The sequence below is a fragment of the Vibrio sp. PBL-C16 genome (genome assembly GCF_034321865.1).
GTDB classification, from domain to species: domain Bacteria; phylum Pseudomonadota; class Gammaproteobacteria; order Enterobacterales; family Vibrionaceae; genus Vibrio; species Vibrio alginolyticus.
Genome location: NZ_JAXLNY010000001.1, coordinates 1,627,841 through 1,651,052 on the forward strand (window position 1 = coordinate 1,627,841; position 23,212 = coordinate 1,651,052).

General features: G+C 45.7%; 20 protein-coding genes. 7 read left to right on the top strand and 13 right to left on the bottom strand.

The window, feature by feature from the left end:
• Positions 1-198 precede the first annotated feature (198 nt).
• Positions 199-2,607: a beta-mannosidase gene (locus UQW94_RS07130; protein WP_322142138.1), complete on the top strand. Its 2,409-nt coding sequence runs from the start codon at positions 199-201 to the stop codon at positions 2,605-2,607.
• Between the two features lie 79 nt (positions 2,608-2,686).
• Here the strand turns inward: UQW94_RS07130 and UQW94_RS07135 are convergent, their stop codons facing one another.
• The gene (locus UQW94_RS07135; protein ID WP_005387084.1) at positions 2,687-2,941 is read right to left on the bottom strand and encodes a hypothetical protein; all 255 of its coding nucleotides are present in this window, start codon (positions 2,939-2,941) and stop codon (positions 2,687-2,689) included.
• A gap of 167 nt (positions 2,942-3,108) precedes the next feature.
• On the opposite strand from UQW94_RS07135, the gene UQW94_RS07140 reads away from it, so the two are divergent.
• Both UQW94_RS07140 and UQW94_RS07145 read left to right on the top strand, forming a co-directional pair.
• On the top strand, positions 3,109-3,468 hold the full coding sequence (locus tag UQW94_RS07140; RefSeq protein WP_322142139.1) for a DUF6559 family protein: 360 nt from the start codon (positions 3,109-3,111) through the stop codon (positions 3,466-3,468).
• 137 nt (positions 3,469-3,605) lie between these two features.
• Positions 3,606-4,640 (top strand): ABC transporter substrate-binding protein, encoded by a 1,035-nt coding sequence (locus UQW94_RS07145; RefSeq protein ID WP_005387081.1) that lies wholly within the window; start codon positions 3,606-3,608, stop codon positions 4,638-4,640.
• Between the two features lie 106 nt (positions 4,641-4,746).
• On the opposite strand, the gene tyrS is transcribed toward UQW94_RS07145, so the two are convergent.
• The 4 genes from tyrS to ppsA all read right to left on the bottom strand — a co-directional run bounded on the left by tyrS (position 4,747) and on the right by ppsA (position 10,411).
• Positions 4,747-6,006, bottom strand: a complete 1,260-nt coding sequence (gene tyrS / locus UQW94_RS07150; protein WP_322142140.1) for a tyrosine--tRNA ligase — start codon at positions 6,004-6,006, stop codon at positions 4,747-4,749.
• A gap of 82 nt (positions 6,007-6,088) precedes the next feature.
• Entirely contained in the window at positions 6,089-6,895 is an 807-nt protein-coding gene (locus UQW94_RS07155; protein ID WP_021707696.1) for a response regulator transcription factor, read from the bottom strand.
• Between the two features lie 193 nt (positions 6,896-7,088).
• Positions 7,089-7,868 carry a hypothetical protein gene (locus UQW94_RS07160; protein ID WP_104976261.1) on the bottom strand — a complete coding sequence of 260 codons (780 nt, stop codon included), beginning with the start codon at positions 7,866-7,868 and terminating at the stop codon, positions 7,089-7,091.
• Positions 7,869-8,038: 170 nt separating this feature from the next.
• Positions 8,039-10,411, bottom strand: a complete 2,373-nt coding sequence (gene ppsA / locus UQW94_RS07165) for a phosphoenolpyruvate synthase (protein WP_005373822.1) — start codon at positions 10,409-10,411, stop codon at positions 8,039-8,041.
• A gap of 251 nt (positions 10,412-10,662) precedes the next feature.
• Here ppsA and UQW94_RS07170 point away from each other — a divergent pair, with 251 nt between their 5' ends.
• Positions 10,663-11,499, top strand: a complete 837-nt coding sequence (locus UQW94_RS07170) for a pyruvate, water dikinase regulatory protein (RefSeq protein WP_005373820.1) — start codon at positions 10,663-10,665, stop codon at positions 11,497-11,499.
• 76 nt (positions 11,500-11,575) lie between these two features.
• On the opposite strand, the gene ansB is transcribed toward UQW94_RS07170, so the two are convergent.
• Both ansB and UQW94_RS07180 read right to left on the bottom strand, forming a co-directional pair.
• Positions 11,576-12,640: an L-asparaginase 2 gene (ansB, locus tag UQW94_RS07175; protein ID WP_053304594.1), complete on the bottom strand. Its 1,065-nt coding sequence runs from the start codon at positions 12,638-12,640 to the stop codon at positions 11,576-11,578.
• A 370-nt stretch (positions 12,641-13,010) separates the two neighbouring features.
• Complete coding sequence (locus UQW94_RS07180) at positions 13,011-14,267, bottom strand: adenylosuccinate synthase (RefSeq protein ID WP_054574549.1); 1,257 nt, start codon at positions 14,265-14,267, stop codon at positions 13,011-13,013.
• 105 nt (positions 14,268-14,372) lie between these two features.
• Here UQW94_RS07180 and UQW94_RS07185 point away from each other — a divergent pair, with 105 nt between their 5' ends.
• The 3 genes from UQW94_RS07185 to UQW94_RS07195 all read left to right on the top strand — a co-directional run bounded on the left by UQW94_RS07185 (position 14,373) and on the right by UQW94_RS07195 (position 16,346).
• Positions 14,373-15,242, top strand: coding sequence for a LysR family transcriptional regulator (locus UQW94_RS07185; protein ID WP_005373812.1), 870 nt, complete (start codon positions 14,373-14,375; stop codon positions 15,240-15,242).
• 19 nt (positions 15,243-15,261) lie between these two features.
• Positions 15,262-15,654: a ribosome recycling factor family protein gene (locus UQW94_RS07190; RefSeq protein ID WP_017819813.1), complete on the top strand. Its 393-nt coding sequence runs from the start codon at positions 15,262-15,264 to the stop codon at positions 15,652-15,654.
• 77 nt (positions 15,655-15,731) lie between these two features.
• Complete coding sequence (locus tag UQW94_RS07195; RefSeq protein ID WP_017633575.1) at positions 15,732-16,346, top strand: LysE family translocator; 615 nt, start codon at positions 15,732-15,734, stop codon at positions 16,344-16,346.
• Positions 16,347-16,439: 93 nt separating this feature from the next.
• On the opposite strand, the gene UQW94_RS07200 is transcribed toward UQW94_RS07195, so the two are convergent.
• The 6 genes from UQW94_RS07200 to doeA all read right to left on the bottom strand — a co-directional run bounded on the left by UQW94_RS07200 (position 16,440) and on the right by doeA (position 23,108).
• Positions 16,440-16,961, bottom strand: a complete 522-nt coding sequence (locus UQW94_RS07200; RefSeq protein ID WP_054574550.1) for a DUF2058 domain-containing protein — start codon at positions 16,959-16,961, stop codon at positions 16,440-16,442.
• 172 nt (positions 16,962-17,133) lie between these two features.
• Complete coding sequence (locus tag UQW94_RS07205; RefSeq protein ID WP_005373789.1) at positions 17,134-18,537, bottom strand: aspartate aminotransferase family protein; 1,404 nt, start codon at positions 18,535-18,537, stop codon at positions 17,134-17,136.
• Positions 18,538-18,578: 41 nt separating this feature from the next.
• Positions 18,579-20,099: an NAD-dependent succinate-semialdehyde dehydrogenase gene (locus UQW94_RS07210; protein ID WP_262639733.1), complete on the bottom strand. Its 1,521-nt coding sequence runs from the start codon at positions 20,097-20,099 to the stop codon at positions 18,579-18,581.
• A gap of 155 nt (positions 20,100-20,254) precedes the next feature.
• Positions 20,255-20,734 carry an Lrp/AsnC family transcriptional regulator gene (locus UQW94_RS07215; protein ID WP_053349313.1) on the bottom strand — a complete coding sequence of 160 codons (480 nt, stop codon included), beginning with the start codon at positions 20,732-20,734 and terminating at the stop codon, positions 20,255-20,257.
• Positions 20,735-20,858: 124 nt separating this feature from the next.
• Positions 20,859-21,866 (bottom strand): N(2)-acetyl-L-2,4-diaminobutanoate deacetylase DoeB, encoded by a 1,008-nt coding sequence (doeB, locus tag UQW94_RS07220; protein WP_005373782.1) that lies wholly within the window; start codon positions 21,864-21,866, stop codon positions 20,859-20,861.
• Between the two features lie 54 nt (positions 21,867-21,920).
• Positions 21,921-23,108, bottom strand: a complete 1,188-nt coding sequence (doeA, locus tag UQW94_RS07225) for an ectoine hydrolase DoeA (RefSeq protein ID WP_005373780.1) — start codon at positions 23,106-23,108, stop codon at positions 21,921-21,923.
• Between the last annotated feature and the right edge of the window lie 104 nt (positions 23,109-23,212).

Genomic DNA, 23,212 nt, shown 5'->3' on the forward strand with positions numbered 1-23,212 from the left:
TTGCAAATATAACCTTAGATTTCGATTAATTTTTAACAGGTTAGCCAAGTTGCTGATTTTTGGGTAGAGATCAAAAGAAAGAGTTTTTACGTGAAATGCACCGCATTTCGTATGTAATTAACATTTCCCTTGTTTTTGCATGGGATTGTCAGGATTACATTGAGAAAACATGTTTTTCCCAAGCTAAGGTTTAACTCGATGGCTCACTTCGAACTTAACGGGCAGTGGATGCTTACCTCGCCACAGCGTCCCGATCTTGAAATTCCAATGTTTATTCCGGGCGATAATGTGTCGGCGCTTTTACAAGCAGAGCAGATTCCAGATCCTTATTTTGCCGATAATGAAAACAAAGTTCGATGGATTGAAGAGTGTGAGTGGCATATCTCACGTGAGTTTGACGTCGACGCGTTTACGTTGTCTGCCAAACAAATTTGGATGACGTTAACTCGTGTCGATACCTTGGCAACCTTCTATGTTAATGGTGAGTTAGCACTAACTTGCAGCAACATGTTTACCCAGCAACGTGTGGATATTAAACCGCATTTAAAGCAAGGTACTAACACGATTCGGGTTGAGTTTGCTCGGGTGGATTTAGAAGGTATCGCAAGAGCAAAAAAACTGCCATTTCCTATTCCATCGGCAATCGGCAACAACCAAATTCCACACATGAACTTGATCCGCAAAACACAATGCCATTCCGGATGGGACTGGGGCATTTGCTTGATGGTATCGGGTATTTACGACCCCATTCAAATCGACATTGTGAATGAGCTTTGGCTCAAAGGCTTCTCGACAGAGCAGCAATGGCAAGCCGATGGAAGTGTGTTTCTTGATGTAGTAGTTGAAGTGGAAACGGACAGTCAACGCCATGGAATGATGGTTGAATTTAATGGTGAGCGTCAATGTATTCAAACAAAAGGAAGTGGTCACTATCATTGCCAGTTCCACATTTTGGAGCCTCAACGCTGGTGGCCATCGGGTTATGGCGAAGCGTATCTCTATCCCATTACCATTTCTTGCAGAGAGCAAAAGTTAACGCACAACATTGGTTTGCGTCAGCTAACTCTAAATAATCAAGCTGATGAGCACGGCTCTGCAATGGAATTTATCGTCAATGGCGTACCGATTAATGCTAAAGGTGCCAACTGGATCCCTATTGACGCAATGCCGGGGCGAGAGTGCGAAACACGTTATCGCAACCTTTTGCAAAGTGCGGTTGACGCCAACATGAACATGATTCGCGTATGGGGCGGTGGTCAGTACGAGAGTGAAATCTTTTATAACCTTTGTGATGAACTTGGCTTGTTGGTGTGGCAAGACATGATGTTCGCCTGCTCGTTGTACCCATCAAACGACGAGTTTTTAAAAGAGGTAGAAGAAGAACTTAGATTCCAAATCCCGAGGCTCAAGGAGCACCCATCAATCGCACTTTGGTGTGGTGACAATGAAGTGATTGGAGCTATTGGTTGGTATGACGAATCTAAGCGCAGTAAAGTCAAATACACGGTTAACTACGATCGCCTCAACCGCATGATTGAGAAGGAGATTACCGAGCAAGATAGCACTCGCCGTTTCTGGCCAAGTTCCCCATGTAATGGTGAACTGGATTTCGGTGATGCGTGGCATGATGATAGTAAAGGCGATATGCACTTTTGGGACGTTTGGCATTCAGGAAAATCATTCAGTGCCTACCTTGACGTGAATCCTCGTTTTTGCTCTGAGTTTGGTTTTCAATCTTGGCCATCTTTTGCTGAAGTTAAGCGGTTTGTCCCTGAGCAAGACTGGAATATTACATCCCCAACTTTCGAACAACATCAGAAGAACCCTCGAGGTAATAGTATTATCACAGAGATGTTCACGCGCTATTTTCGTTTTCCCTCTGGATTCGAGAGCATGCTGTATTTAAGTCAAGTTCAGCAGGCAATCGCGATCAAAACTGCATGCGATCATTGGCGTGCCATTTCTCCAGTTTGTCGCGGCATGCTGTACTGGCAACTCAACGACAATTGGCCTGTCAGTTCTTGGTCTAGTTTGGAATACAGTGGTCGATGGAAGCAGTTGCACTACCATGCGAAGCGATTTTTTGCGCCACAGTATTTGGTATTTTCCGAGCATACAGGCAAGTTGAGCCTACATTTGCTCAATGATGCCAAAGAATCCGCAAGCGTCAACGCACTGCTTAAGTGGGTAGATTGGCAAGGGGAAGAAAAGCAATGTTGGAGCTTAGAACAAACAGTCATAGCAGACAGCAATACGATTTTGTGGCAGTTGGATGAATTGATCGAGAAGGATGAACTTACGTCAGGCTTCTTCTATGTTGAAGCGCAAATCGGTGAAGACAGAATAAGCAACACATGGTTTAGTACTCACGAGCTAAAAACCTTGCCGATAGCGAAAGCCAATATAGGTGTCTCTATTGAAGGGAGGCGAATTACATTGATTGCGGATAAGCCTGCGTTTTTTGTTCATTTGGAGAGTGACGCTGATGGAAGGTTCAGTGACTCTAGTTTTACTCTGTTGGCCAAGGTTCCAATGACGGTTGAGTATTTAGGTGATGATGTTTCAGGTATGCAGCAGTCGTTGAGGGTATGCCACCTTAATGATTAAAGCGGGCATAGAACATCTACATGCTGATAACTAAAAAGGGAGCGTTTGCTCCCTTTTAAGCTCAGGTTGAGACAGAAGGCTATTTAAGTTTCTGATGGACCCGATAGCTAACGACAAAGCCAATGTAGAATAGTGCAGCAAGAGTAATCACTGCCGTCGCGTACGCCAGCAGGCTGTTTAACCCTAAACCAAAAGCCAAAGTGAAGGCGATACCATGAATGGCTTCCGCAGGGATTCGGTACCAAGCAGCGTGGACGGAAGATCCGAAGAGGATAAAGGTACTAAGTAAGACAATCGTGCCGCCTATAAAGCCGACCCATCTGCTGTTGTTCATGTTGCAGTCTCAGGGGTTACCGAGGTAACGTAACAAAATATTTCAGGATCGTATTATACAACCGATCATCGCGAAAAGCGCTAGAGAAATTTCGCGGATAAAACAGAGTGTTTTAATTCGAACAAAAGAATACGACCATAGCCAACTTAATACAGGAATAACAAAACATGTTGAGATTTATACAACGTCGTCGCATTAAGAAAGTGATTAAACTAATGAGTACCAGATTGGTGGTGGGATACGGCAGTCGTGAGTATTTTTCGGTTGGTCAGGTAAAGACGAGCACCAGTGAGTTAAGCGCGTGCCAACAAAAAATTGCGTTAGCATTATATGCGGATCCGCAAGAGCTTGATTTGGAAAATCAACCAGAGTTGCAAGCAATACGCTCAGACGTGGCGCATGATTTCTTTTCTGGTGCCGACTATACCGCTCAAGATGTGCTTAATTTACTCGGCTCTGGTGGCTGGAAAGGCGGCCGAATGGAAGATGGAATGTCTCATCATTTTGGTATGCACAGTCGATATTAAAAACATGCGTTAATTTTATAAATTCGATAAATATTTTTGCTGTTAAAGATTAATTAAATTTTCTTTCAATTGGGTAACAATTACCTAATTATGCACCCGAATCCCAGCGCGTCGCTGGACTGGTTGGATTGCATACCATGAAATTAATCATCAAAGGATTGGGGCTGAGTGCTCTTGTGCTCAGCATGTTTGCTCATGCAGATAGCAAAACGTTGAACGTTTATGCATGGGGTGGCTATTTGCCGGAAGCATCGTTAAAAGCGTTTGAAAAACAAGAAGGCGTTACGATTAATTATTCGACATTTGAGAATAATGAATCAATGTACACTAAGCTGAAATTGCTAAAAGGTTCTGGCTACGATGTGGTTTTTGCTTCTGCGTACTTCATTGAAAAAATGGGTCGAGAAGGGCTGCTTTCGAAAATAGATCACGCTCAAGTGCCAAACATGCAAGACACAATGGACGGTTTACTTGGCCAAGCGCACGATCCGAAAAATGATTACTCTCTGCCTTATATTTGGGGCATTACCGGGATCAGCTACAACGAATCCATGGTTGAGCAACCAGTGAAAAAATGGGCTGACTTATGGGAGTCGCAATACGAACAACAAGTTATGTTGATTGATGACGTCCGCGACGTGTTCGGTATGGCGCTGAAGAAAAATGGCCATAGCGTGAACACAAAAGACGAAGCTGAAATCGAACAGGCTTTTGATTCTCTAGTTGCGCTGAAAAACAACGTATTACTGTATAACTCAGATGCGCCGCAAGTCCCTTACGTGTCCGGTGAAACATCGGTCGGCATGCAATGGAACGGCAACGCATTCCAAGGACAGGTTGAAATGCCTGAGCTGAAGTTCGTGATGCCGGAAGAGGGCGCGGTATTATGGATGGACAACTTCACTATTCCGTCTGGCAGTAAAAACAAAGCATTGGCGCATAAATTTATTAACTTTATGTACCAATCAGAGAACCAAGCGGAAATCGTGACCAGTTTGGGTTATGCGTCGGCAACGAACGCTGGGCGTGACAAATTGCCAGAAGAGTTGAAAAATAACCGTACTATTTTCCCTTCATCAGAAGACATGAAAAAAGGCGAGTTTATTAATGATGTTGGCGCAGAAACGTTAGCGATTTACGAAAAGTACTGGCAACGTTTAAGAACGCAATAAGCAACGCCTTTGCCTATTGTTAGGCTTAAAATCGTTCAAATTTGAATTCCCCTCATCACGAAAGCGGTGAGGGGAATTTTTTATGGGCTTTGTACTTCGAGTGTTACTACGCGGCACGCTTCACGAGGCAGAAGTGCTTTTTACCGCGTTGCAGTAACCAATATTGATCAAACAGTGGGAAGCTCAAACTTGGGTTATCAGCCGCCACTTTTTCACCGTTTACACTGATGGCGTTGTTGCTGATGTGTTCGCGTGCAACACGCTTCGAACTTGCTAAACCCGACTCAATCAACAGCTCAACCAAATCTTGTTGTGCGCTCTCAATGCTTGGTAAACCATCCAACTCCAATTGTTTTAATTCACCCAAACTCAGTTGTTGCACATTACCGCTGAATAAAGCTTGAGTGATGCGCTCGGCGCTAGCTAGGCCTTCTTCGCCATGAACAAATCGCGTCATTTCCTCAGCGAGGATACGTTGTGCTTGTGGCTTACCTTGGCTTGCTTGGTCTTGCGCTTCAATGCTGGCAATTTCTTCGCAGCTCAAGAATGTGTAGTAACGCAAGAAGTGGTAAACGTCTGCGTCTTCTGCGCCAAGCCAGAACTGGTAGAACGCGTAAGGAGAGGTTTTGCTAGGATCTAGCCATACTGCACCGCCTTCGGTTTTGCCAAATTTGGTACCATCGGATTTGGTGATCAGCGGCAGAGTTAAGCCAAATACTTGCTCACCATTTTGACGGCGAGTTAAATCGATCCCGCTGACGATGTTTCCCCATTGGTCATTGCCACCGATTTGCAAACGGCAACCGTATCGACGGTTTAGCTCGGAAAAATCGTACGATTGCAGTAGGGCGTAGCTAAATTCGGTGAAGGAGATACCTTGGTCAGGTCGTTGCAGGCGTTGTTTTACCGATTCTCGGTTGACCATAGTATTGATCGAGAAGTGCTTACCCACATCGCGAAAGAAGTCGATCACATTGATCGCTTTCATCCAGTCAGCATTGTTCACCATGATCATCGGCTTGGTCAGTTGGTGGTTCATCAACTGCTGAATTTGATTAGAAAGATCGTTAACCCAGCCTGAGACGATTTCTTCTGAGTTCAGACTGCGCTCAGTCGCTTTAAAGCTTGGGTCGCCAATCATGCCCGTTGCACCGCCAATCAAGGCAACAGCTTGGTGTCCGGCATCTTGAAAGCGCTTAAGCATAATCAAAGGCACGAGGTGGCCGATATGTAAGCTGCCAGCTGTAGGATCGAAGCCGCAGTAAACGGTTTGTGGCTGTGAGAGAAGTGTCTGAATTTCTTCCAAATCGCTGGCTTGTGCAATCAAGCCGCGATCTTGTAAATCTTGCAGTAATGGTGTCGTCATTCTTTTTGTCTGTTTTAGTGGTTGTTACATTCAGACTAAAACGCGACACCTTTTCTCGATATATCCCTTAAGGGACAGTTTTTTATCTTGAATGGAGAATGAGGTGATTGAGGAAAAGCTGGAATAACTCACTCAATGAAGACACATTTAATTGCGAGTAAATTCGCTTTCGATGATTTTTGACCGTGCCTTGAACTAAGTGTAACCGCGCGGCAATTTCTTTTGTGTCAAACCCTTGAGCGAGAAGCGAAGCTACCTCTTGTTCGCGACGGGTGAGTGATTCTACGCCAAACGTTGCTAAAGCTTGCTCAATGGCTAATCGCATACTGCCAGAATAAGCACTCTGTGCAAAAACAGGCTCAGAAAAGGTAAATTCCGTTTGTTTCCAATGCTGCTGACAAAGCGACTGAATTATCGGGAAATAGGGCTTTAGCTTATTGATTTGTTGCTGAGAAAAGTATTTTCCATCAGTCATATATCCGAAGTACAGCATGACCCAACGGCCAGATTCAACTTCGACTAGCATGCTAAGCTCGTCTTTCCACCCTGTTTGATGATAGAACTGCTCGCAGTATGAGGTGAAGTCAACGCCTTTACGCGCCACGTCTTTGAGCGTAAATACGCCTTGTTGCTTTGTCTCGTTTAGTTTGAGAAAAAAAGGGTCATTTTGAAATGAGTCAGTAAGGTAGCGTTGAAAAAGTAACTCTCGCTCGTTCTCAATTGAGTCGTAGAGATAAATAGGATGTTTACCTTCTCGGTAACCTAAAATAACTGCGCAATCAAAATGAAAAAGAGTGCGAATGACACGCATAAGTTTAGGAGTAAAGTTAGGCGTGTTAAGAGCAGAAATTGCTTCTGCTAGCAGATTATTAAAGTTATTGTCAGGCATGGGATACCGAATTGCAGGTGGTTTTGCGCAAGCATAACCAAAAGCAATCCAACGAGAAAGGGAAGTCGCCATCTTCTGGTGACTTCCATAGAGAAAGTTGCGTAAGTGCTCAGTTTTGAGGAATCATATCCCCGTTAACTTATTGATAAGGGTGCATAACAACGGTTTTATTTAAGCGATTAGTTGCTATGCATTACTGCGAGTTAGTGAGCTCTTCGTTAACCCAATATTTAGAACCAGACACGTTAGCATCGATGAGCAAACCTTTAGCGTTCAACTGATAGACGGCGACGCCGCTGTTAAATTGTTTTGAAAGTTGCTCTGAATCTTCGCCCGCAACAGCAGAGGCTTCACTTGTGGCCTCCCATCCTTCGTTGACGAACGTATCAAAGTCTTCTTTGCTCTCAAACAGAACCACTTGTTGGTAAAATTTGCCGCCAGCCCCAAGTGCAACGCCCAAACCAAACATATTCATATAAGTGCGTTCTTCTGTTTCCTTATTCACTGCGACTCCTGACCCTGAGTTGGTGTGAAACAGCAAAGATAATTTACGAGAATCAAAGACCGCGTAGCCGTACGCGTTGTCGTAAATAGCTTTTGCCTCCGGCTTTTCATTAAATAACTTGAGCAAAGCGCTATCTGCCATTAAGTCCACGGCTTGGCGAGCTTCTTCTGGCGTATCGCCTTCCATCAGCTCATCAATTTTTTTGTCGGCAGCATCTATCCATTCTTTGCTCTTCTCGATGCTGGCTTCTGTCCATTCGCCTGCGGTATTGATCGCTTCCTCGGACCAGTTCGTGAAATCTTGCCACGCTTGTTTTGAAAACGCTTTGGTATCGTCCCAAGCATCTTGTGCAGTATCAGAAACTGCGTCGCCAAGCTCAGACATTTTATTGGAAATTTCATCCCAATCGGCATAAGCAGGGGATGCCAGGAGCATAAATGTAGTAAGGAGTGCGATAGGCTTTTTCATCAAATTCTCTCTGGAGTTATCGATATACCATTCATTTTAGGTCATCAGACTTTGATAATGAAATTGACTAAATGACGAACTTGAGAGAGGAATCACGAACTGATTGTGAAATGACGTGTGAATAACAAAGCCCTCACAAGGGGTGTGTGAGGGCTAGAGTTTATCGTGTGTTACTTGCTGCTAACTTTACCGAGTTTTAACCAAGTATCGATAACCGTATCTGGGTTTAGTGATACAGAGCTAATACCTTGATCCATTAGCCATTCCGCTAAGTCGTCGTGGTCTGATGGGCCTTGACCACAAATACCAACGTATTTGCCTGCTTTTGTTGCTGCATCAATCGCCATCTGAAGCATCACCTTAACCGCTGGGTTACGCTCATCAAATAGATGTGCAACATCGCCAGAGTCACGATCAAGTCCAAGCGTTAGCTGAGTCATGTCGTTTGAGCCAATCGAGAAGCCATCAAAGTACTTTAAGAACTCATCGGCAAGGACCGCGTTGGATGGCAGTTCGCACATCATGATGACTTTAAGACCCTGATCGCCACGGCGCAGATCAAACTTCGCTAGCAAATCAATCACTGATGCTGCTTCGCTTGGTGTACGAACAAATGGGATCATGATTTCAACGTTTTTCAGACCCATTTCGTTACGAACGCGTTTGATTGCTTGAGTTTCTAGCTCGAAGCAGTCTTCAAACACTGGAGAAATGTAACGAGACGCGCCACGGAAGCCAAGCATTGGGTTTTCTTCATGCGGTTCGTATGCTTTACCGCCAACCAAGTTGCTGTATTCGTTAGACTTAAAGTCAGACATACGAACAATAACGCGTTTCGGCCAAAATGCCGCAGCAATGGTTGCGATACCTTCTGTCAGCTTGCTTACGTAGAAATCGATAGGATCTTTGTAACCACGAATACGCTGAGTGATTTCTGCTTTTAGCTCATCGCTTTGTGCATCAAAGTTAAGTAATGCTTTCGGGTGGATACCAATCATCTTATTGATGATGAATTCAAGACGAGCAAGACCAACACCTTCATTTGGAATTTGTGCGAAGTCAAACGCGCGATCAGGGTTACCCACGTTCATCATCACTTTTGTTGGTAGCAGTGGCAGTTCATCAACAGAAGAGCGTTTTACGTCAAACTCAAGTTCACCTTGGTAAACGTAGCCCGTTTCACCTTCTGAACAAGATACGGTCACGGTTGCGCCATCGGTTAACTTGCTTGTCGCATCGCCACAGCCAACGATTGCAGGAATACCAAGCTCACGAGCGATGATGGCAGCGTGGCAAGTACGGCCACCACGGTTGGTTACGATTGCAGATGCTTTTTTCATCACTGGTTCCCAATCTGGGTCAGTCATGTCTGTAACTAGCACGTCACCTTCTTGGACTAAAGACATTTGGTCCAGAGAGTCAACCAAGCGAACCACGCCTTTACCGATGCGCTGACCGATTGCACGACCTTCAACCAAAACATCCGCTTTGTTTTGTAGCTCGTAGCGCTCAATCACGTTTTGTTCCGTTTGTGAACATACGGTTTCAGGACGCGCTTGAACAATGTACAGCTTGCCATCAATGCCATCTTTTGCCCATTCAATGTCCATTGGACGCTGATAGTGCTTTTCGATGATCATTGCTTGTTTTGCGAGCTCTTTGATCTCGTCGTCGTTCAATGAGAACGTGTTGCGCTCTTCATCAGAAGTATCAACGATATCAACTTGTTTGCCGATTTCTTGGTTATCTGAGTAGATCATTTTGATCAACTTAGAACCAAATGTTTTCTTAACGATTGGGTGTTCGCCTGCTTCAAGCATTGGCTTGTGAACGTAGAACTCGTCAGGGTTTACTGCACCTTGAACGACCATCTCGCCTAGACCCCATGAAGAGGTGATGAAGACAACTTGGTCGAAACCCGATTCAGTGTCTAGTGTAAACATAACACCCGACGAGGCTTTATCTGAACGCACCATACGTTGGATACCCGCAGATAGCGAGATGCCACGGTGGTCGAACCCTTGGTGAACGCGGTAAGAAATCGCACGGTCGTTAAATAGAGAAGCGTAAACGTGCTTAGTTGCTTCTAGTACTGCGTCGATGCCTTTCACGTTCAAAAACGTTTCTTGCTGACCAGCAAAAGAAGCATCAGGTAGGTCTTCTGCCGTAGCAGATGAACGAACTGCGACTGAAAGCTCAGGATTGCCTTCGATCAGTTCTTGGTAGTTTTCACGAATTTCTTGTTCAAGGTCCGCAGGGAAAGGGGCCTCTAATACCCATTGACGAATGTTTGCACCTGTCTTACGCAGAGCTTCTACATCTTCAACGTCTAGTTCATCGAGTAATTGGTGAATACGCTCATCCAAACCTTCGTGGTCAAGGAATTGGTTAAACGCGTATGAGGTTGTCGCAAAACCATTTGGTACAGAAACGCCTGCGTTTGCTAGGTTAGAAACCATTTCGCCAAGTGAAGCATTCTTACCGCCGACTTTGTCGACATCATCCATGGATAGGCCATTGAACCAGAGGGTGTTCTTTTGCATGTCTTTCTCCAGAAACATTGCAGCTTAGTAGGGGGACTTAAATCGATCTAAACAATCGCATGTTGGCTGTTATTACACGTTGACCATACATTGCTTCATTTAGATTGATATCAAAGGCAAACGATTACGTTCTGGCTGAAAAAAATTCAAAAGAATTTTTAAAGCTGTGGTGAACCTAACTGAAAGCCAAACTGATTTATTAATATTATGTGTACCATCCTACTCAAAAGATTTTGAAAAATTAAACAGAAATGCAAATAAATAACCAAAGTCGTGATGTATTCTATGTTTCTGACGGTACGGCGATAACATGTGAGACATTAGGGCATGTTGTTCTCGGTCAATTTCCGTTCATTCCTAACGAAAAAACCTTTCCGTTCGTAGAAAGCCAGGACAAAGCTACTGACGTAGTCAAAGAAATTGAAACTTCCTACCAGCGCAATGGCGTCAAACCTCTGGTCTTTTTCTCAATTGTCGTTCCAGAAGTACGTGAAATGCTGCTTGAAGCGCCGGCATACAGTTACGATGTGTTGGAGAGTATTGTGCAGAAAGTGCAAGACGACATTCAGATGGCACCAAAGCCTAAGTTGCAGCGTTCTCGCAGTGTGGGGAAAGATTCCGACACCTATTTTGACCGTATTGCGGCTATTGAATACACATTGGCGCATGATGATGGCATCACGCTAAAAGGGTTGGAACAAGCCGATATTATCCTGCTGGGAGTATCGCGCAGCGGAAAAACGCCGACTAGCTTGTACATGGCGATGCAATTTGGTTTACGTGTTGTGAACTATCCGTTCATTGCGGAAGATGTGAAGATGATGCGTTTGTTGCCTGAGTTTGAGATCCATCGTCATAAGTTGTTTGGGCTGACTATCGATCCCGAGCGCTTGACTGAAATCCGTGAAAATCGTTTGTCTGGAAGTGATTACGCTAGCACAGAGCAGTGCAAGCTGGAGCTAGACACTGTTGAGGCGTTGTTTAGAAGAGAGGCGATCCCATATATCAATACGTCCTCTCTGTCTGTTGAGGAAATTACTACGCGTATTCTGGAAAAAGCAGGAATGAAGCGTCGCTTGTTTGGCTAACAAGAGACGCTTATGTCGCTATGTGTAAGAGGAGGTAAGGTGTGTACCTCCTCTATCGAATGAACCTTAGACAGAATTAATAGTATTGGAACATCTTTTGGATGTCTTGATAGTTTTTGGTCTGAGTCAGTGACAGCATCAGTAAGATACGTGCTTTTTGTGGGTTCAATGTACCAGCGGCAACAAAGCCGTATTTTTCGTCATCAATTTCAGCATCCAAAGTGGTTGAGCCGCTAGGCGTTCGGGAGCTTCTTACAACAACAACGCCATCTTTACTCGCTTTCTCTAGCTCATCAAACACAGTGTGGTACAAGTTACCATTACCGACACCAGCACTTACGATGCCGTCAAACTTCGCATCCACAAAGGCTTTCACTGGCAAATTGGAGGCATTTGCATAGTTATAAACAATACCGACCTTAGGCAACTTAGTAAGCTTTGATACATCGAATGGGGTTTCTGTCGTATGTTTACGCTCTGGGCTTCGTTGATATTTGGCATCGCTATTATGAATGTAGCCGATAGCACCAAAGTTGGGTGACTGGAAAGTGCTGACGGAGGTTGTATTGGTTTTTGTCACATCTCGCGCATCGAAAATCGTGTCATTCATTGCGACTAGCACGCCACGTCCTTCTGAATCTTCATCGGTGGCTGTTACGACTGCATTGTATAAGTTGACTGGTCCATCAGCACTCATTGCGGTGGAAGGACGCATTGCACCGACGATCACGACAGGCTTTTTGCTCTTGACGGTCAGATCAAGGAAGTAAGCGGTTTCCTCTAACGTATCCGTACCATGAGTAATGACGATGCCGTCAACATCATCTTGAGCGAGTAGCTCATTAACTCTTTTCGATAATTTTAGCCACACTTCATCATTCATATCTTGTGAACCGATACTGACCACTTGCTCTCCAGAAATATCGGCAATGTTGGTCATACTCGGCACCGCAGAAATCAATGATTCAACGCCGACTTTACCTGCTGTGTAGTTTGACTCTGTTGCAGATTGACCTGCGCCTGCTATGGTGCCGCCAGTGGCAAGAATTTTAATGTTCGGAAGATCGGATTGCGCGAAAGACAAAGAACTAAGGCACAAACCAAGGGTTATCGTACTGAGGCGGAAAAGATTTTTCGTCATGGGAATCACCTGCTGTTAGGTTGGATGTTGGGGAACTCATCTATCCTAAAAACAGCGGGTTAGATTTTTTGAGTACTAGTTCAACAAATTGCAGATGAAGATCGTGATCAACTAATCACTTAAAGAATATCAAATCAACCAGTTAACCTAATTGACGTGCTTCTTTAACAAGTGAGATGTGCTAGTAACGTGCACAACGTGTTAAGCCCTATAATTTATTGATTTATAAATAAAGGAGGTAGGAGTCTCGTGATGAGGTTACTAAACATGAATTTAGCCGTGCAATTTTTCAAAGTTTACAGTGTAAAAAAAAGCGGCTTTACCCCGGAACAGATAAAAGCCGCTTGCCAATGATGTGTTAATTCACATCTTATCGCATAATCATTTGTTCACGACCAGGACCCACAGACACCATTTTTACTGGTACGCCCATGAGTTCCTCAATGCGTAGAACGTATTTCTGTGCTGCTACTGGAAGCTCTTCAAACTTACGACAACCTGTGATGTCCTCGCTCCAGCTTTCCATCTTCTCGTAGATTGGCGCAAGAGAGGCAGTTTGAGGCCAGATTGGGTTTTCGCTGTGGTCGCCTTCGTAGCCAACACAGATTTTCAGATCGTTAAGGCCAGTCAAACAGTCTACTTTCGTTAGTGCAATTTCAGTTGCGGCTTGCAGTTCAACGCCATTTTTCGTAGCGACTGCGTCGAAGTAGCCCATGTCGCGTGGACGACCCGTAGTTGCACCGAACTCGCCAGCAAGTTCGCGGAAAGCGTCTTGCTCTTCCATTGCAGTGATCAACGTACCAGTACCCACTGATGAGCTGAAGGCTTTTGCAACCGCAATAACGCGTTCAGGACGAAGTGCCGGAAGGCCACTACCGATACCCGCGTACATTGATACAACGTTAGAAGATGTTGTCCAAGGGTACTCACCGTAAACAAGGTCACGACCCGCGCCAAGCTGCGCTTCGAACAATAGAGTTTTGTCTTTCGCTTGTAGTTCTTTTAGAGGAAGCGTTACGTTGCAAATTGAATTGCGCCAAGGTGCAGAGACTTCTAGCAGCCAGTTCGCCAGTTCTTCAGCGGTTTGTTCAAACTCGAACGTCGGGTAAAGTGCACGCAGTTGCGGCAGTTTCCAATCCATCATGAATTGAAGGCGCTCAACCAATACTTCTGGTTGCTTTAACCAACCAACTAGGATGCCTTTCTTCATTACGCGGTCACCGTACGCAGGTGCAATACCTTGACGAGTTGAACCGTATGCTTTGTCGCCTAAACGTTGTTCTTCTAGCGTATCTTCTAGTGCGTGTAGAGGTAGACACAGTGTTGCGCGATCAGAGATGCACATATTCACTTTTACGCCCGCTTCTTCAACTTCCGCAATCTCCTGAGACAGCAACGCAGGGCTGATAACCATACCCGGACCTAACACTGCCAAACAGTCTGGGTTGAATACGCCACTTGGTAGCTGGTGCAGCTTAAACGTACCTAGATCGTTAACCACGGTGTGACCCGCGTTGTTACCACCTTGGAAACGAATGCTCGCAGAAGCTTGCTCTGCCAAAAAGTCAACGATGCGGCCTTTGCCTTCATCACCCCAGTTTGCACCCACAACAACGATAGACGACATAATTTAATCTCCAAAAACAGATGCAAAAATCTTAAGGTGTTCGCCATAATAAGAGAAATTAATTATACTCATTAACTTGATAAGAATTTCATATCGGAATTGGCAATGTTAGATTTGAACTGGCTGCGAACCTTCGTAACTCTTGCAGAGGTAAAACACTTTGGTAAAACAGCGACGGAACTGCACATGACGCAGCCGAACGTAAGTTTGCATATCAAGCAGTTGGAGCAAGCCACGCGCACGAAATTGATTGAGCGAAATCCCGTGCAGTTGACGCAAGCGGGGAAGCGTTTGTTAGCTACGGCGCAGCGGATGCTCAATGAGCTGCAAATTTGTCAGTCAGATCTCAATGCCATCAACGATCTTACGCAGGGGACGCTTTCTATTGCGGCGAGCGATATTGTTTCACGTTTACTGCTTATCAAACCATTTCAGCAATTCAAAAGTGAATATCCGGGGATCGACTTGGCATTGTTCAACACCACATCTTCTCAAGCGGTGGATTTGGTGAAAAGTGCGCGTGCCGATATCGGCTTTGTTATCGCACAAAAAGAGAGTCAACCGCTGCATTTTACGCCTCTCACGCAGATTCACTGGTGTGCGTTTGGCGATAACATTTTTGAGTGGCAAGACAATCGAAAAGAGAGCCAGACGCTGATCCTGCTAGGGCACGATACTCGAACCCGAGAGCTGATTGATGCGTCTTTACCTGAACTAAATCTGCCTAAGCATCGCGTGATGGAAGTGGGCAGTGTGGAAGCACAAATCGACTGGGCGGAAGCGGGGTTTGGGACTGCTATTGTGCCGGATTTCTCGCTCGATCCGAGATTAAAGCTTTCTCGTGAAGTTACGCCTTTGCCAAGTTTTCCAAACACTGATTTCGGCTACATCGTGCGTCAAAATCAGGTGTTATCCAAAGCGGCAAAACAGTTGTTGGCTTGGGTTGGCGAGAATGTGTCGGTGGTTGAGGGCTGAGACGATGAAAGAAAAGGCCATGAAAGAGACGAAGATTACGATTTCGCTCCCATCCTTGATTCACCGTATTGGGGGCGACCATGCCAAGCGAGCGAAAACACTCGCAGCAGAAAAACAGTGCGATCTTAAGCGAATTAGACGATCTCGTCACTGGCAAATCTCGGGCGAGGCTTTGGATGTAAAAGCGTTTTTAGAGCATCTCAAAAACGAAGAAGCAGAGACGATGCGATTTGCGATCAACAAAATCGAACAAGCTCTACTTGCTCACCAAGACAAATTGGAACCTTTGGACGTGAAGTTGATACGTTTGGTGAGACAAAACCCAAACATCACCTTAGCGGAGCTGATGGCTGAAACGAACTGCACGTTAGTTCAAGCTCGCACGGCACGATTTGATGCTGAGTTGCTTTAAGATCGGTTTGTGGTTTACTCACTTTATTAACAGATGTTAGGGTACCGATCAATATCACTCACTAAGACCATTTTATTATGGATATTTGGCAGCTTCTCCTTTTTATTCCTGCTTGCTTCGCTCTAAATATGGCTCCAGGCCCAAACAATTTATTGGCAATGAATAATGCGCGTTGTTACGGCTTTAGGGCCGCGTTTACGGCCAGTTTAGGCAGAATTGCCGCTTTTTCAGCAATGATTGCGTTGTCTGCATCAGGTCTGGCTGTGATTTTGTATACGTCAGAAATGCTATTTTTGGCAATAAAGCTGGTAGGGGCGCTGTATCTACTGTGGATTGCGTTCAACCTTTGGCGTTCAGAGTCCAGTCCGATCTCTGACTTGGACAATTCGCGCAATTACGCAGGACTTGCGAAGCAAGAATTTACGCTTGCTGCTGGCAACCCGAAAGCGATTCTTATTTTTACTGCATTCTTGCCGCAATTTGTTGATGCCAATGCCAACGTTCAAGAGCAGTTTTTTGCCCTTGGCTCGACGTTTTTGATATTAGAAATGGTCGCCATTTCAATCTATGCCATCTTTGGTTTGTACTTGAGACACTGGTTTTCAAATCCAAAAATGGCGAAACGTTTCAATCGCGGATGTTCGTTGTTTTTAGCTGCATCAGGTGCGAATTTGCTTCTAAGTAAGCAATAACAAAACATCATCTCTGTAGATTATTTTTCTATAAAAAAAGCCGCTGATGTTACATTAGCGGCTCTTTTCGTTGATGTATCGATTAATTTATTGTTACCACATCAAATCGTCAGGCACGACGAAATCTGCGTATGGATCGTCTTCTGCTGGAATGTCCGATTCAGGTTCTTTTTGTTCGATGATTACGGACTCATCACGTTGAGTAATTTTATTCGCTACTCCACGTGGAATGACAACATAGCTTTCACCAACAATTGCGATTGCCAAAATACCTTTGATCAACTGCTCGCGGATAAGTGAATCTACATAAAGTGATTTCACTAGCGTACCGTGAGTGAAGTTGTATTTGATGTCGCCATCTTTTAAGTCGATCTTGTTCATCTCAATCAATTGATTGATCTGCGCTTTGATCTCTTTATTTAATCGCTCAGCATTTTGTTGCTCGCTCAATTGTTTATCACGCTCTAACTGTTGGCGTTTATTCTCTTCAACCGCCGCTTTTACTTCGCGTGCTTGAACGCGTGATTTTTTAGAGCCTTTCTTCGCTTTCTTTAGTTTCTTTTCATTAACTAAGCCAGCTTTCAGCATTTGTTCTTGAAGGGTAAGTTTTGCCATGTTTTATCCAGTTAGTGCGCAATTTTGGGCATTTTACCCACTATTGCCACTTGTAGTAAATAATAGTGCTTTCTATGGGTCTAAAATGTTTGGTTGGCTTGTTATCTCTTTAATGGAAAGTGCAAAGCGGGCCTTCTCCAAAGCCCGCGAGCATTACTGAAATCTAGGTGGGTTATGGTTGCCACTGTTTAGATGTGACGAGGTTATCCATCACTTTGTTTACCGCTTGATGCGCTTTGTCGACAATGGTGTCTATATCGTTGCGATTCGCGATAAGCGGTGGAGCAAAACCGAGGATGTCACCATGTGGCATAGCGCGAGCGATTAAGCCTTGCTCTAAACAGGCCGCCGCGATTTGCGGGCCTACTTTCAAGTTTGGATCAAAGTGTGCTCGGCGAAGCTTGTCTGAAGAAAACTCCAACGCATGCAACAAGCCAACGCCACGAGTATCACCGACTAATGGATGATCGTTAAACGTCTCTGCCATACGTTGCTGCAAGTAAGCGCCGACTTCGGCCGCGTTTTGCACTAAGCCTTCACGCTCAATGATATCGAGGTTGCAGTTCGCGGCTGCCGCTCCCATTGGGTGACCAGAGTAGGTATAACCGTGTCCGATAGCGCCCCATTGGTCGGTGCCGTTTTCTAGCACACTCCAAACTCGTTCACCGACGATCACGCCAGACAGCGGTTGATACGCTGAGGTTAACCCTTTCGCTACCGTGATGAGATCTGGTTTCATGTCGTAGTGGAGTGAGCCAAAATCGGAGCCGAGGCGACCAAAGCCACACACCACTTCATCCGCAATCAAGAGTACATCGTATTTGTCGAGTACTTTGCGAATCGCCTGCCAGTACCCTGCTGGTGGTGGCACAATACCGCCAGTACCGAGCACTGGTTCCGCAATCATTGCTGCTACCGTTTCTGGGCCTTCTTCCAAGATCATCGCTTCGAGTTGATCTGCGCAATATTGAGAGAATTCAAGCTCAGACATACTCTCGTCTTCACGGCGATAATAATATGGCGCGATGGTGTGTTTGATACGCTCAAGTGGTAAATCAAAATGGGCGTGGAACAACGGTAAACCTGTCATTGAACCGGACGCGATACTTGAACCATGGTAGCCGCGGTCACGCGAAATGATTTTTTTCTTCTCTGGTAGACCACGAGCATTGTTGTAATACCACACCAACTTAAGTTGAGTTTCGTTCGCGTCGCTGCCTGACATGCCGTAGTAAACTTTGCTCATGCCTTCAGGCGCCATTTTGATGATGCGATCTGACAGTGTCACGAGCGCTTCGTTCGTATGGCCGACGTACGTGTGGTAGTACGCCAGTTCTTTGGCTTGTTCATAAATCGCATCGGCCATTTCAGTCCTGCCATAGCCAATGTTCACACAATACAACCCGGCAAAGCCGTCTATCAGCTCGATGCCTTCTGAATCGGTGATGCGTATTCCGCTTCCGCTCGAGATAATTCTTCCCGAAAGCTCCCCGGCCGCATACTGCTTCAGGTGGGTTGAGGCATGAAATACTCTCTGACGATCGATCTCTAAAAGTTGTTGGGTTTTGTTACTCATGATCCTTCTCCTCGAATAATTGGATATCCATATTTCGTGTCTCAACTGCCACTGACGGTTGGTAAAGCGCCTAAGCAGCAGTATTTGATTTCGCTGTATTCTTCAAATCCGTGACGGCTTCCTTCTCGTCCAAGACCAGACTGTTTCACGCCGCCGAATGGGATAGGGTGCCCTGTCATTTTGACGGAGTTCACGCTCACCATGCCAAACTCCAAACCGCGCATGCAGTGCCAAATTTGGTGAATATCGTGACCATAAACATAGGCAGCTAAGCCGTACTCAGTGTCGTTGCTCATTTCAATCACGGTATCTAAGTCTTGGTAAGGCAATACGCCTGCCACAGGACAAAAATTCTCTTCGCGATACACCGCCATTTCAGGGGTTACATCGGCTAGCAATGTCGGCGCGAAGAAGTTTTCGCCTGGCACGGGCTGGTGGTATCCCGCTACCAATCGCGCGCCTTTGTCGAGCGCGTCACGCACCAAATCATGCGCTTTATCCACCGCAGTGCGATTAATAAGCGGTCCCATGGTGGTTTTTTCGTCTAAGCCATTGCCCAAAACGATGTGGCTCATTTCTTTGGCAAACGCTTCCAAAAACGCTTCGTACTTATCGTCAGGGACGAAAATACGGTTTGCGGCCAAGCAGTCTTGTCCTGCGGTTTGAAACTTCGCATCCACGGCGGCTTTGGCTGCTTGCTCGACATCCATATCTGGCAGCACGATGAAAGGGGCGTTACCACCGAGCTCCATACTGCACTTCTTCACGGTTTGTGCCGCGTCGCGTAGCAATAGTTTGCCTACTCGAGTTGAGCCTGTGAACGAGAGCGCTTTGACTTTATCGGAGTGGCACAAGGTTTGTGACACCATCATCGCATCGCCAGTGATAACGTTAAATACACCAGGTGGAAAGCCAGCTCGGTCTGCTAACTCTGCCAACGCTAACGCAGAAAAAGGCGTTTCACTGGCGGGCTTAATGAGCACCGGACAGCCTATTGCTAGTGCGGCTGCGGCTTTGCGTGTGATCATGGCATTAGGAAAATTCCATGGTGTAATCAGAGCTGCGACACCAATTGGCTCGCGCACCGTTGATAGCTGCGCATTCGGAATATGACTTGGGATGGTTTCGCCATAACAGCGGCGTGCTTCTTCGGCAAACCAACGAACAAAGGATGCGCCGTAGTCAATCTCACCTACAGCATCACCTAGTGTTTTTCCTTGCTCCATCACCATCAAATGAGCAAGGTCTTGCTTTGATTCTAGAATCAGGTCGTGCCAACGCATGAGAATTTCAGCGCGCTCTTCTGCTTGCATTTTTCGCCATTGACGAAAGGCTTGGTCGGCTTCATCAATCGCTTGATAGAGTTGTTGCTGAGATAGCTTAGTGATGTAACCGATGACCGTGCCATCTGCTGGATTATCCACCGGATGAAATTGATCACCACTTACCCATTTGCCATTCACGTACGCTAAACCTCTCACCAAACGTACGTCTTTCATTATCGCCATCATGTCGTGCGAGGCTTTTAATTCTTCAGCGTGTAAGCTGTGCAGTGCTGCCATGAGTCCTTCTCCCAGCATCGTTGTCCATAATGAAACTGTAATGGAGAAGTGACCGAAATAATTTCTGATACCGAGGTTTAAAACGTCAGAACTTTCTTTTTAGTGCCGTTAAATATGGTGTTTTTTCTGTTCACGCCTGATACGCATTTTCCCTTTTATAACAAAGCGTTTTGGTTTACTTCGAATGTGCCCGCATCACGTTTGATTGTTTTTGTCACAATGTAAGTAAAGTAGCGCTCAATGCCCACATCTGAGTCTAACCAGTTGTCGATAAGCCGCTGATATTGGTCGATATCTTCTGACTGAATTTTAAGGATGTAATCGACACCACCGCCCGTGGCATAGCAATCAGTGACTTCTTGTGAATGTTGAACCAGTTGCTCGAAGCGTTTGAACGCTTGGGCGTTGTGTTCTTTGAGCGTAACTTCAACCATAACTGACGTTCGTTTGAACAAAATATCGGTATTTACTTTTGCTCCGTAACCTTCAATGATGCCTGCTTCTTCCAGTTTTTTGACGCGCTCCCAGCAAGGGCTCACGGATAGGTTGATGGCCTCGGCAAGGTGAGATTTGGTGATACGACCATTATCATGAAGTATTTGTAGAATTTTTACGTCGTAGCGATCGAGGCGCATTATGAGTCTCCCTGTTGAATACTAATCATTTCATGAAAGGCTGATGACTGGTCGCTGTTATAAGGTGCTTTCCAGTTTGCTTCTGGTATGCCATTTGTTTTGATTTCTTTAGTTGGCTTTTCAATCAGCCTATCTCGCCGCAGTCTTCGGCTATAACTGCGATAGTGTCACCGATATTCACCATAGCAGGAAAACGACGTGCCGCGAAAATACCATTGCGCTGTGACTTGTACTCAACGGGGGCGGTACCTGTGCGCTCGGTCGAGAAGATTCTCACTAATACATCGCCCTTTTTGACGGTATCGCCAAGATCAAATAAGTATTCTGTGATGCCGTGGTGTTGGCTTTGCACATAACAACTTGCATCTGGCATATCTAATAACTTAGTTGGTTGGGTTGGTTGTTCGTAGTCACCGGGCAAGTTGCCTGAGAAGCGTAAGAAGTTGCGAATGCCACGGTCGGAATAAGCGATTGTTTCTGGAGTGCTGGTTCCGCCTCCTCTGAGTTCGGTGGTAACAAAGATTTTTCCCTGAGACTCCACGGCAGTGTCATACAGGCTGGTGGCGTCCATTTCGAGCAAGATCATGGTGTAAGGTGCGCCAAACAGTTTTGCACCTAATATGCAGGCTTCTTCTTGATCGAGATTGTCGAGACGATGGGCAGCGGCGAACGGCACGATATCTAACGTTTTACCACCTGAGTGAATGTCTAACGCAAAATCGCACTTAGGAACTAGGTAACGAGTAAAATAATCCGCAATTTTCTCGGTCACTGTGCCTATGGGGTTGCCAGGAAAGCTGCGATTTAAATTCCCTTTATCGATAAACGACGTACGTGAGGCATTTTGTACCGCAGGTAAGTTCATCATGGGTACAATAATGACACGACCTTGGATTTGATCTGCCTGAAGCGAGTTCGTCAATTTTAGCAGGCTGGTGATGCCTTCGTATTCGTCTCCGTGATTACCGCCAGTAAGCAGTGCGGTTGGTCCGTGACCATTTTTGATCACGGTGATAGGTATCATAATACTGCCCCAAGCGGAGTCGTCATGTGAATAGGGCAGCGTTAAAAAGCCGTGCTGTACACCTTCTCGGTCAAAGTCTATGGTGGCTGTGATCGAGCTTTTTTGCATATCAAGTCCTTTTAGTTCTCAGACCTGGCTCAACAGAGCTTAAGGTTTGAAAAATTAGTGTTTAACAAATAAGTGGCGTGGAAAATCACACAATGTTTTTGCTCCATCATGGGTAATGACGATACTTTCCGTTGTTTCTAACCCCCAATCTTTGAACCACAGCCCCGGCATAAAATGGAATGTCATGCCTTCTCTCAAGATGGTTTTATCGGTGTCTCGCAAACTCATGGTTCGTTCCCCCCAATCTGGTGGGTAGCTCAAACCTATTGGGTAGCCACAACGGGCACCTTCGCGTGAGAATCCCGCTTTATCGAGAACCTGGTTTAGTGCATTGGCGATGTCGGCGCAGGTATTTCCGGGCTTTGCCACTTTTAAGCCTGCTTCAAGCCCTAAAGTTAGGGCTTCGTCGGCTCGTTTAAACTTGTCGTCAGGCTCGCCAAGAAAAATAGTGCGAGAGAGTGGACAATGGTAACGGCGGTGCGCTCCTGCAATTTCAAAAAACGTCCCTTCGCCTTTCTTGAAGGGTCTGTCATCCCAAGTCAGGTGAGGTGCGGAAGCATCAGAACCTGATGGCAAAAGCGGCACAATCGCGGTGTAATCGCCAAAGTGGTCTTCATGCCCGAGCACGGCTTGGCGGTTAATCTCGGCAACAAGGTGGTGTTTCGGTAATCCTGGTTCAATCATGTCGAACGCGACACGGTGCATATTTTCAACAATGCGAGCGGCACGGTACATGTACGCCAGTTCTTGATCGGATTTAACGGCGCGGCACCAGTTGACTAGTCCAGTTGCATCGAGAAGTTGAGCATTCGGTAGGTGCGTGGTGAGTGATTCGTAAGCGGTGGCGCTAAAGTAATAGTTATCTTTTTCTACACCGATACGACCACGATCCCAAAGGCGCGGAGCCAGTACGGCTTCGACCAGGAAATCCATCGGGTGTAGCGGCGGATTCATTACATAATGGTCTGGATAGTAGGTGATGTTTTCTGCCGACATATACGCAGTCCTGTATGCTCCGTTGGCATCTTGGCAGCGTCCAAACCAAACGGGTTCATCAGATGGACCAACAACGACACATTGTGGCACGTAAAAAGACCACCCATCATAGCCTGTCAGCCACGCCATGTTAGAAGGGTCATGAATGATAAGGACATCCAATTCTCTTTCTTCCATCGATTGCCGAACTTTCGTTAACCGATCCTGGAACTCATCCAGTGTAAAATGCAAAGCAACGCCTCTCATATTTTCTCCTTGTTAGAAATCCGACGCCTTATGGGCCTTCGGAGACGCTGAGGTATTTCTACCTTCTACCAGCTAGCCAGATCTGCGTTAAAAATGATTGCAAC

What these genes read in the sequence shown, in the direction of transcription:
- UQW94_RS07130 (WP_322142138.1), top strand. Translation starts at nt 199, where the DNA reads ATGGCTCACTTCGAACTTAACGGGCAGTGGATGCTTACCTCGCCACAG.
- UQW94_RS07135 (WP_005387084.1), bottom strand. Translation starts at nt 2,941, where the DNA reads ATGAACAACAGCAGATGGGTCGGCTTTATAGGCGGCACGATTGTCTTA.
- UQW94_RS07140 (WP_322142139.1), top strand. Translation starts at nt 3,109, where the DNA reads ATGTTGAGATTTATACAACGTCGTCGCATTAAGAAAGTGATTAAACTA.
- UQW94_RS07145 (WP_005387081.1), top strand. Translation starts at nt 3,606, where the DNA reads ATGAAATTAATCATCAAAGGATTGGGGCTGAGTGCTCTTGTGCTCAGC.
- tyrS (WP_322142140.1), bottom strand. Translation starts at nt 6,006, where the DNA reads ATGACGACACCATTACTGCAAGATTTACAAGATCGCGGCTTGATTGCA.
- UQW94_RS07155 (WP_021707696.1), bottom strand. Translation starts at nt 6,895, where the DNA reads ATGCCTGACAATAACTTTAATAATCTGCTAGCAGAAGCAATTTCTGCT.
- UQW94_RS07160 (WP_104976261.1), bottom strand. Translation starts at nt 7,868, where the DNA reads ATGAAAAAGCCTATCGCACTCCTTACTACATTTATGCTCCTGGCATCC.
- ppsA (WP_005373822.1), bottom strand. Translation starts at nt 10,411, where the DNA reads ATGCAAAAGAACACCCTCTGGTTCAATGGCCTATCCATGGATGATGTC.
- UQW94_RS07170 (WP_005373820.1), top strand. Translation starts at nt 10,663, where the DNA reads ATGCAAATAAATAACCAAAGTCGTGATGTATTCTATGTTTCTGACGGT.
- ansB (WP_053304594.1), bottom strand. Translation starts at nt 12,640, where the DNA reads ATGACGAAAAATCTTTTCCGCCTCAGTACGATAACCCTTGGTTTGTGC.
- UQW94_RS07180 (WP_054574549.1), bottom strand. Translation starts at nt 14,267, where the DNA reads ATGTCGTCTATCGTTGTTGTGGGTGCAAACTGGGGTGATGAAGGCAAA.
- UQW94_RS07185 (WP_005373812.1), top strand. Translation starts at nt 14,373, where the DNA reads ATGTTAGATTTGAACTGGCTGCGAACCTTCGTAACTCTTGCAGAGGTA.
- UQW94_RS07190 (WP_017819813.1), top strand. Translation starts at nt 15,262, where the DNA reads ATGAAAGAGACGAAGATTACGATTTCGCTCCCATCCTTGATTCACCGT.
- UQW94_RS07195 (WP_017633575.1), top strand. Translation starts at nt 15,732, where the DNA reads ATGGATATTTGGCAGCTTCTCCTTTTTATTCCTGCTTGCTTCGCTCTA.
- UQW94_RS07200 (WP_054574550.1), bottom strand. Translation starts at nt 16,961, where the DNA reads ATGGCAAAACTTACCCTTCAAGAACAAATGCTGAAAGCTGGCTTAGTT.
- UQW94_RS07205 (WP_005373789.1), bottom strand. Translation starts at nt 18,537, where the DNA reads ATGAGTAACAAAACCCAACAACTTTTAGAGATCGATCGTCAGAGAGTA.
- UQW94_RS07210 (WP_262639733.1), bottom strand. Translation starts at nt 20,099, where the DNA reads ATGGCAGCACTGCACAGCTTACACGCTGAAGAATTAAAAGCCTCGCAC.
- UQW94_RS07215 (WP_053349313.1), bottom strand. Translation starts at nt 20,734, where the DNA reads ATGCGCCTCGATCGCTACGACGTAAAAATTCTACAAATACTTCATGAT.
- doeB (WP_005373782.1), bottom strand. Translation starts at nt 21,866, where the DNA reads ATGCAAAAAAGCTCGATCACAGCCACCATAGACTTTGACCGAGAAGGT.
- doeA (WP_005373780.1), bottom strand. Translation starts at nt 23,108, where the DNA reads ATGAGAGGCGTTGCTTTGCATTTTACACTGGATGAGTTCCAGGATCGG.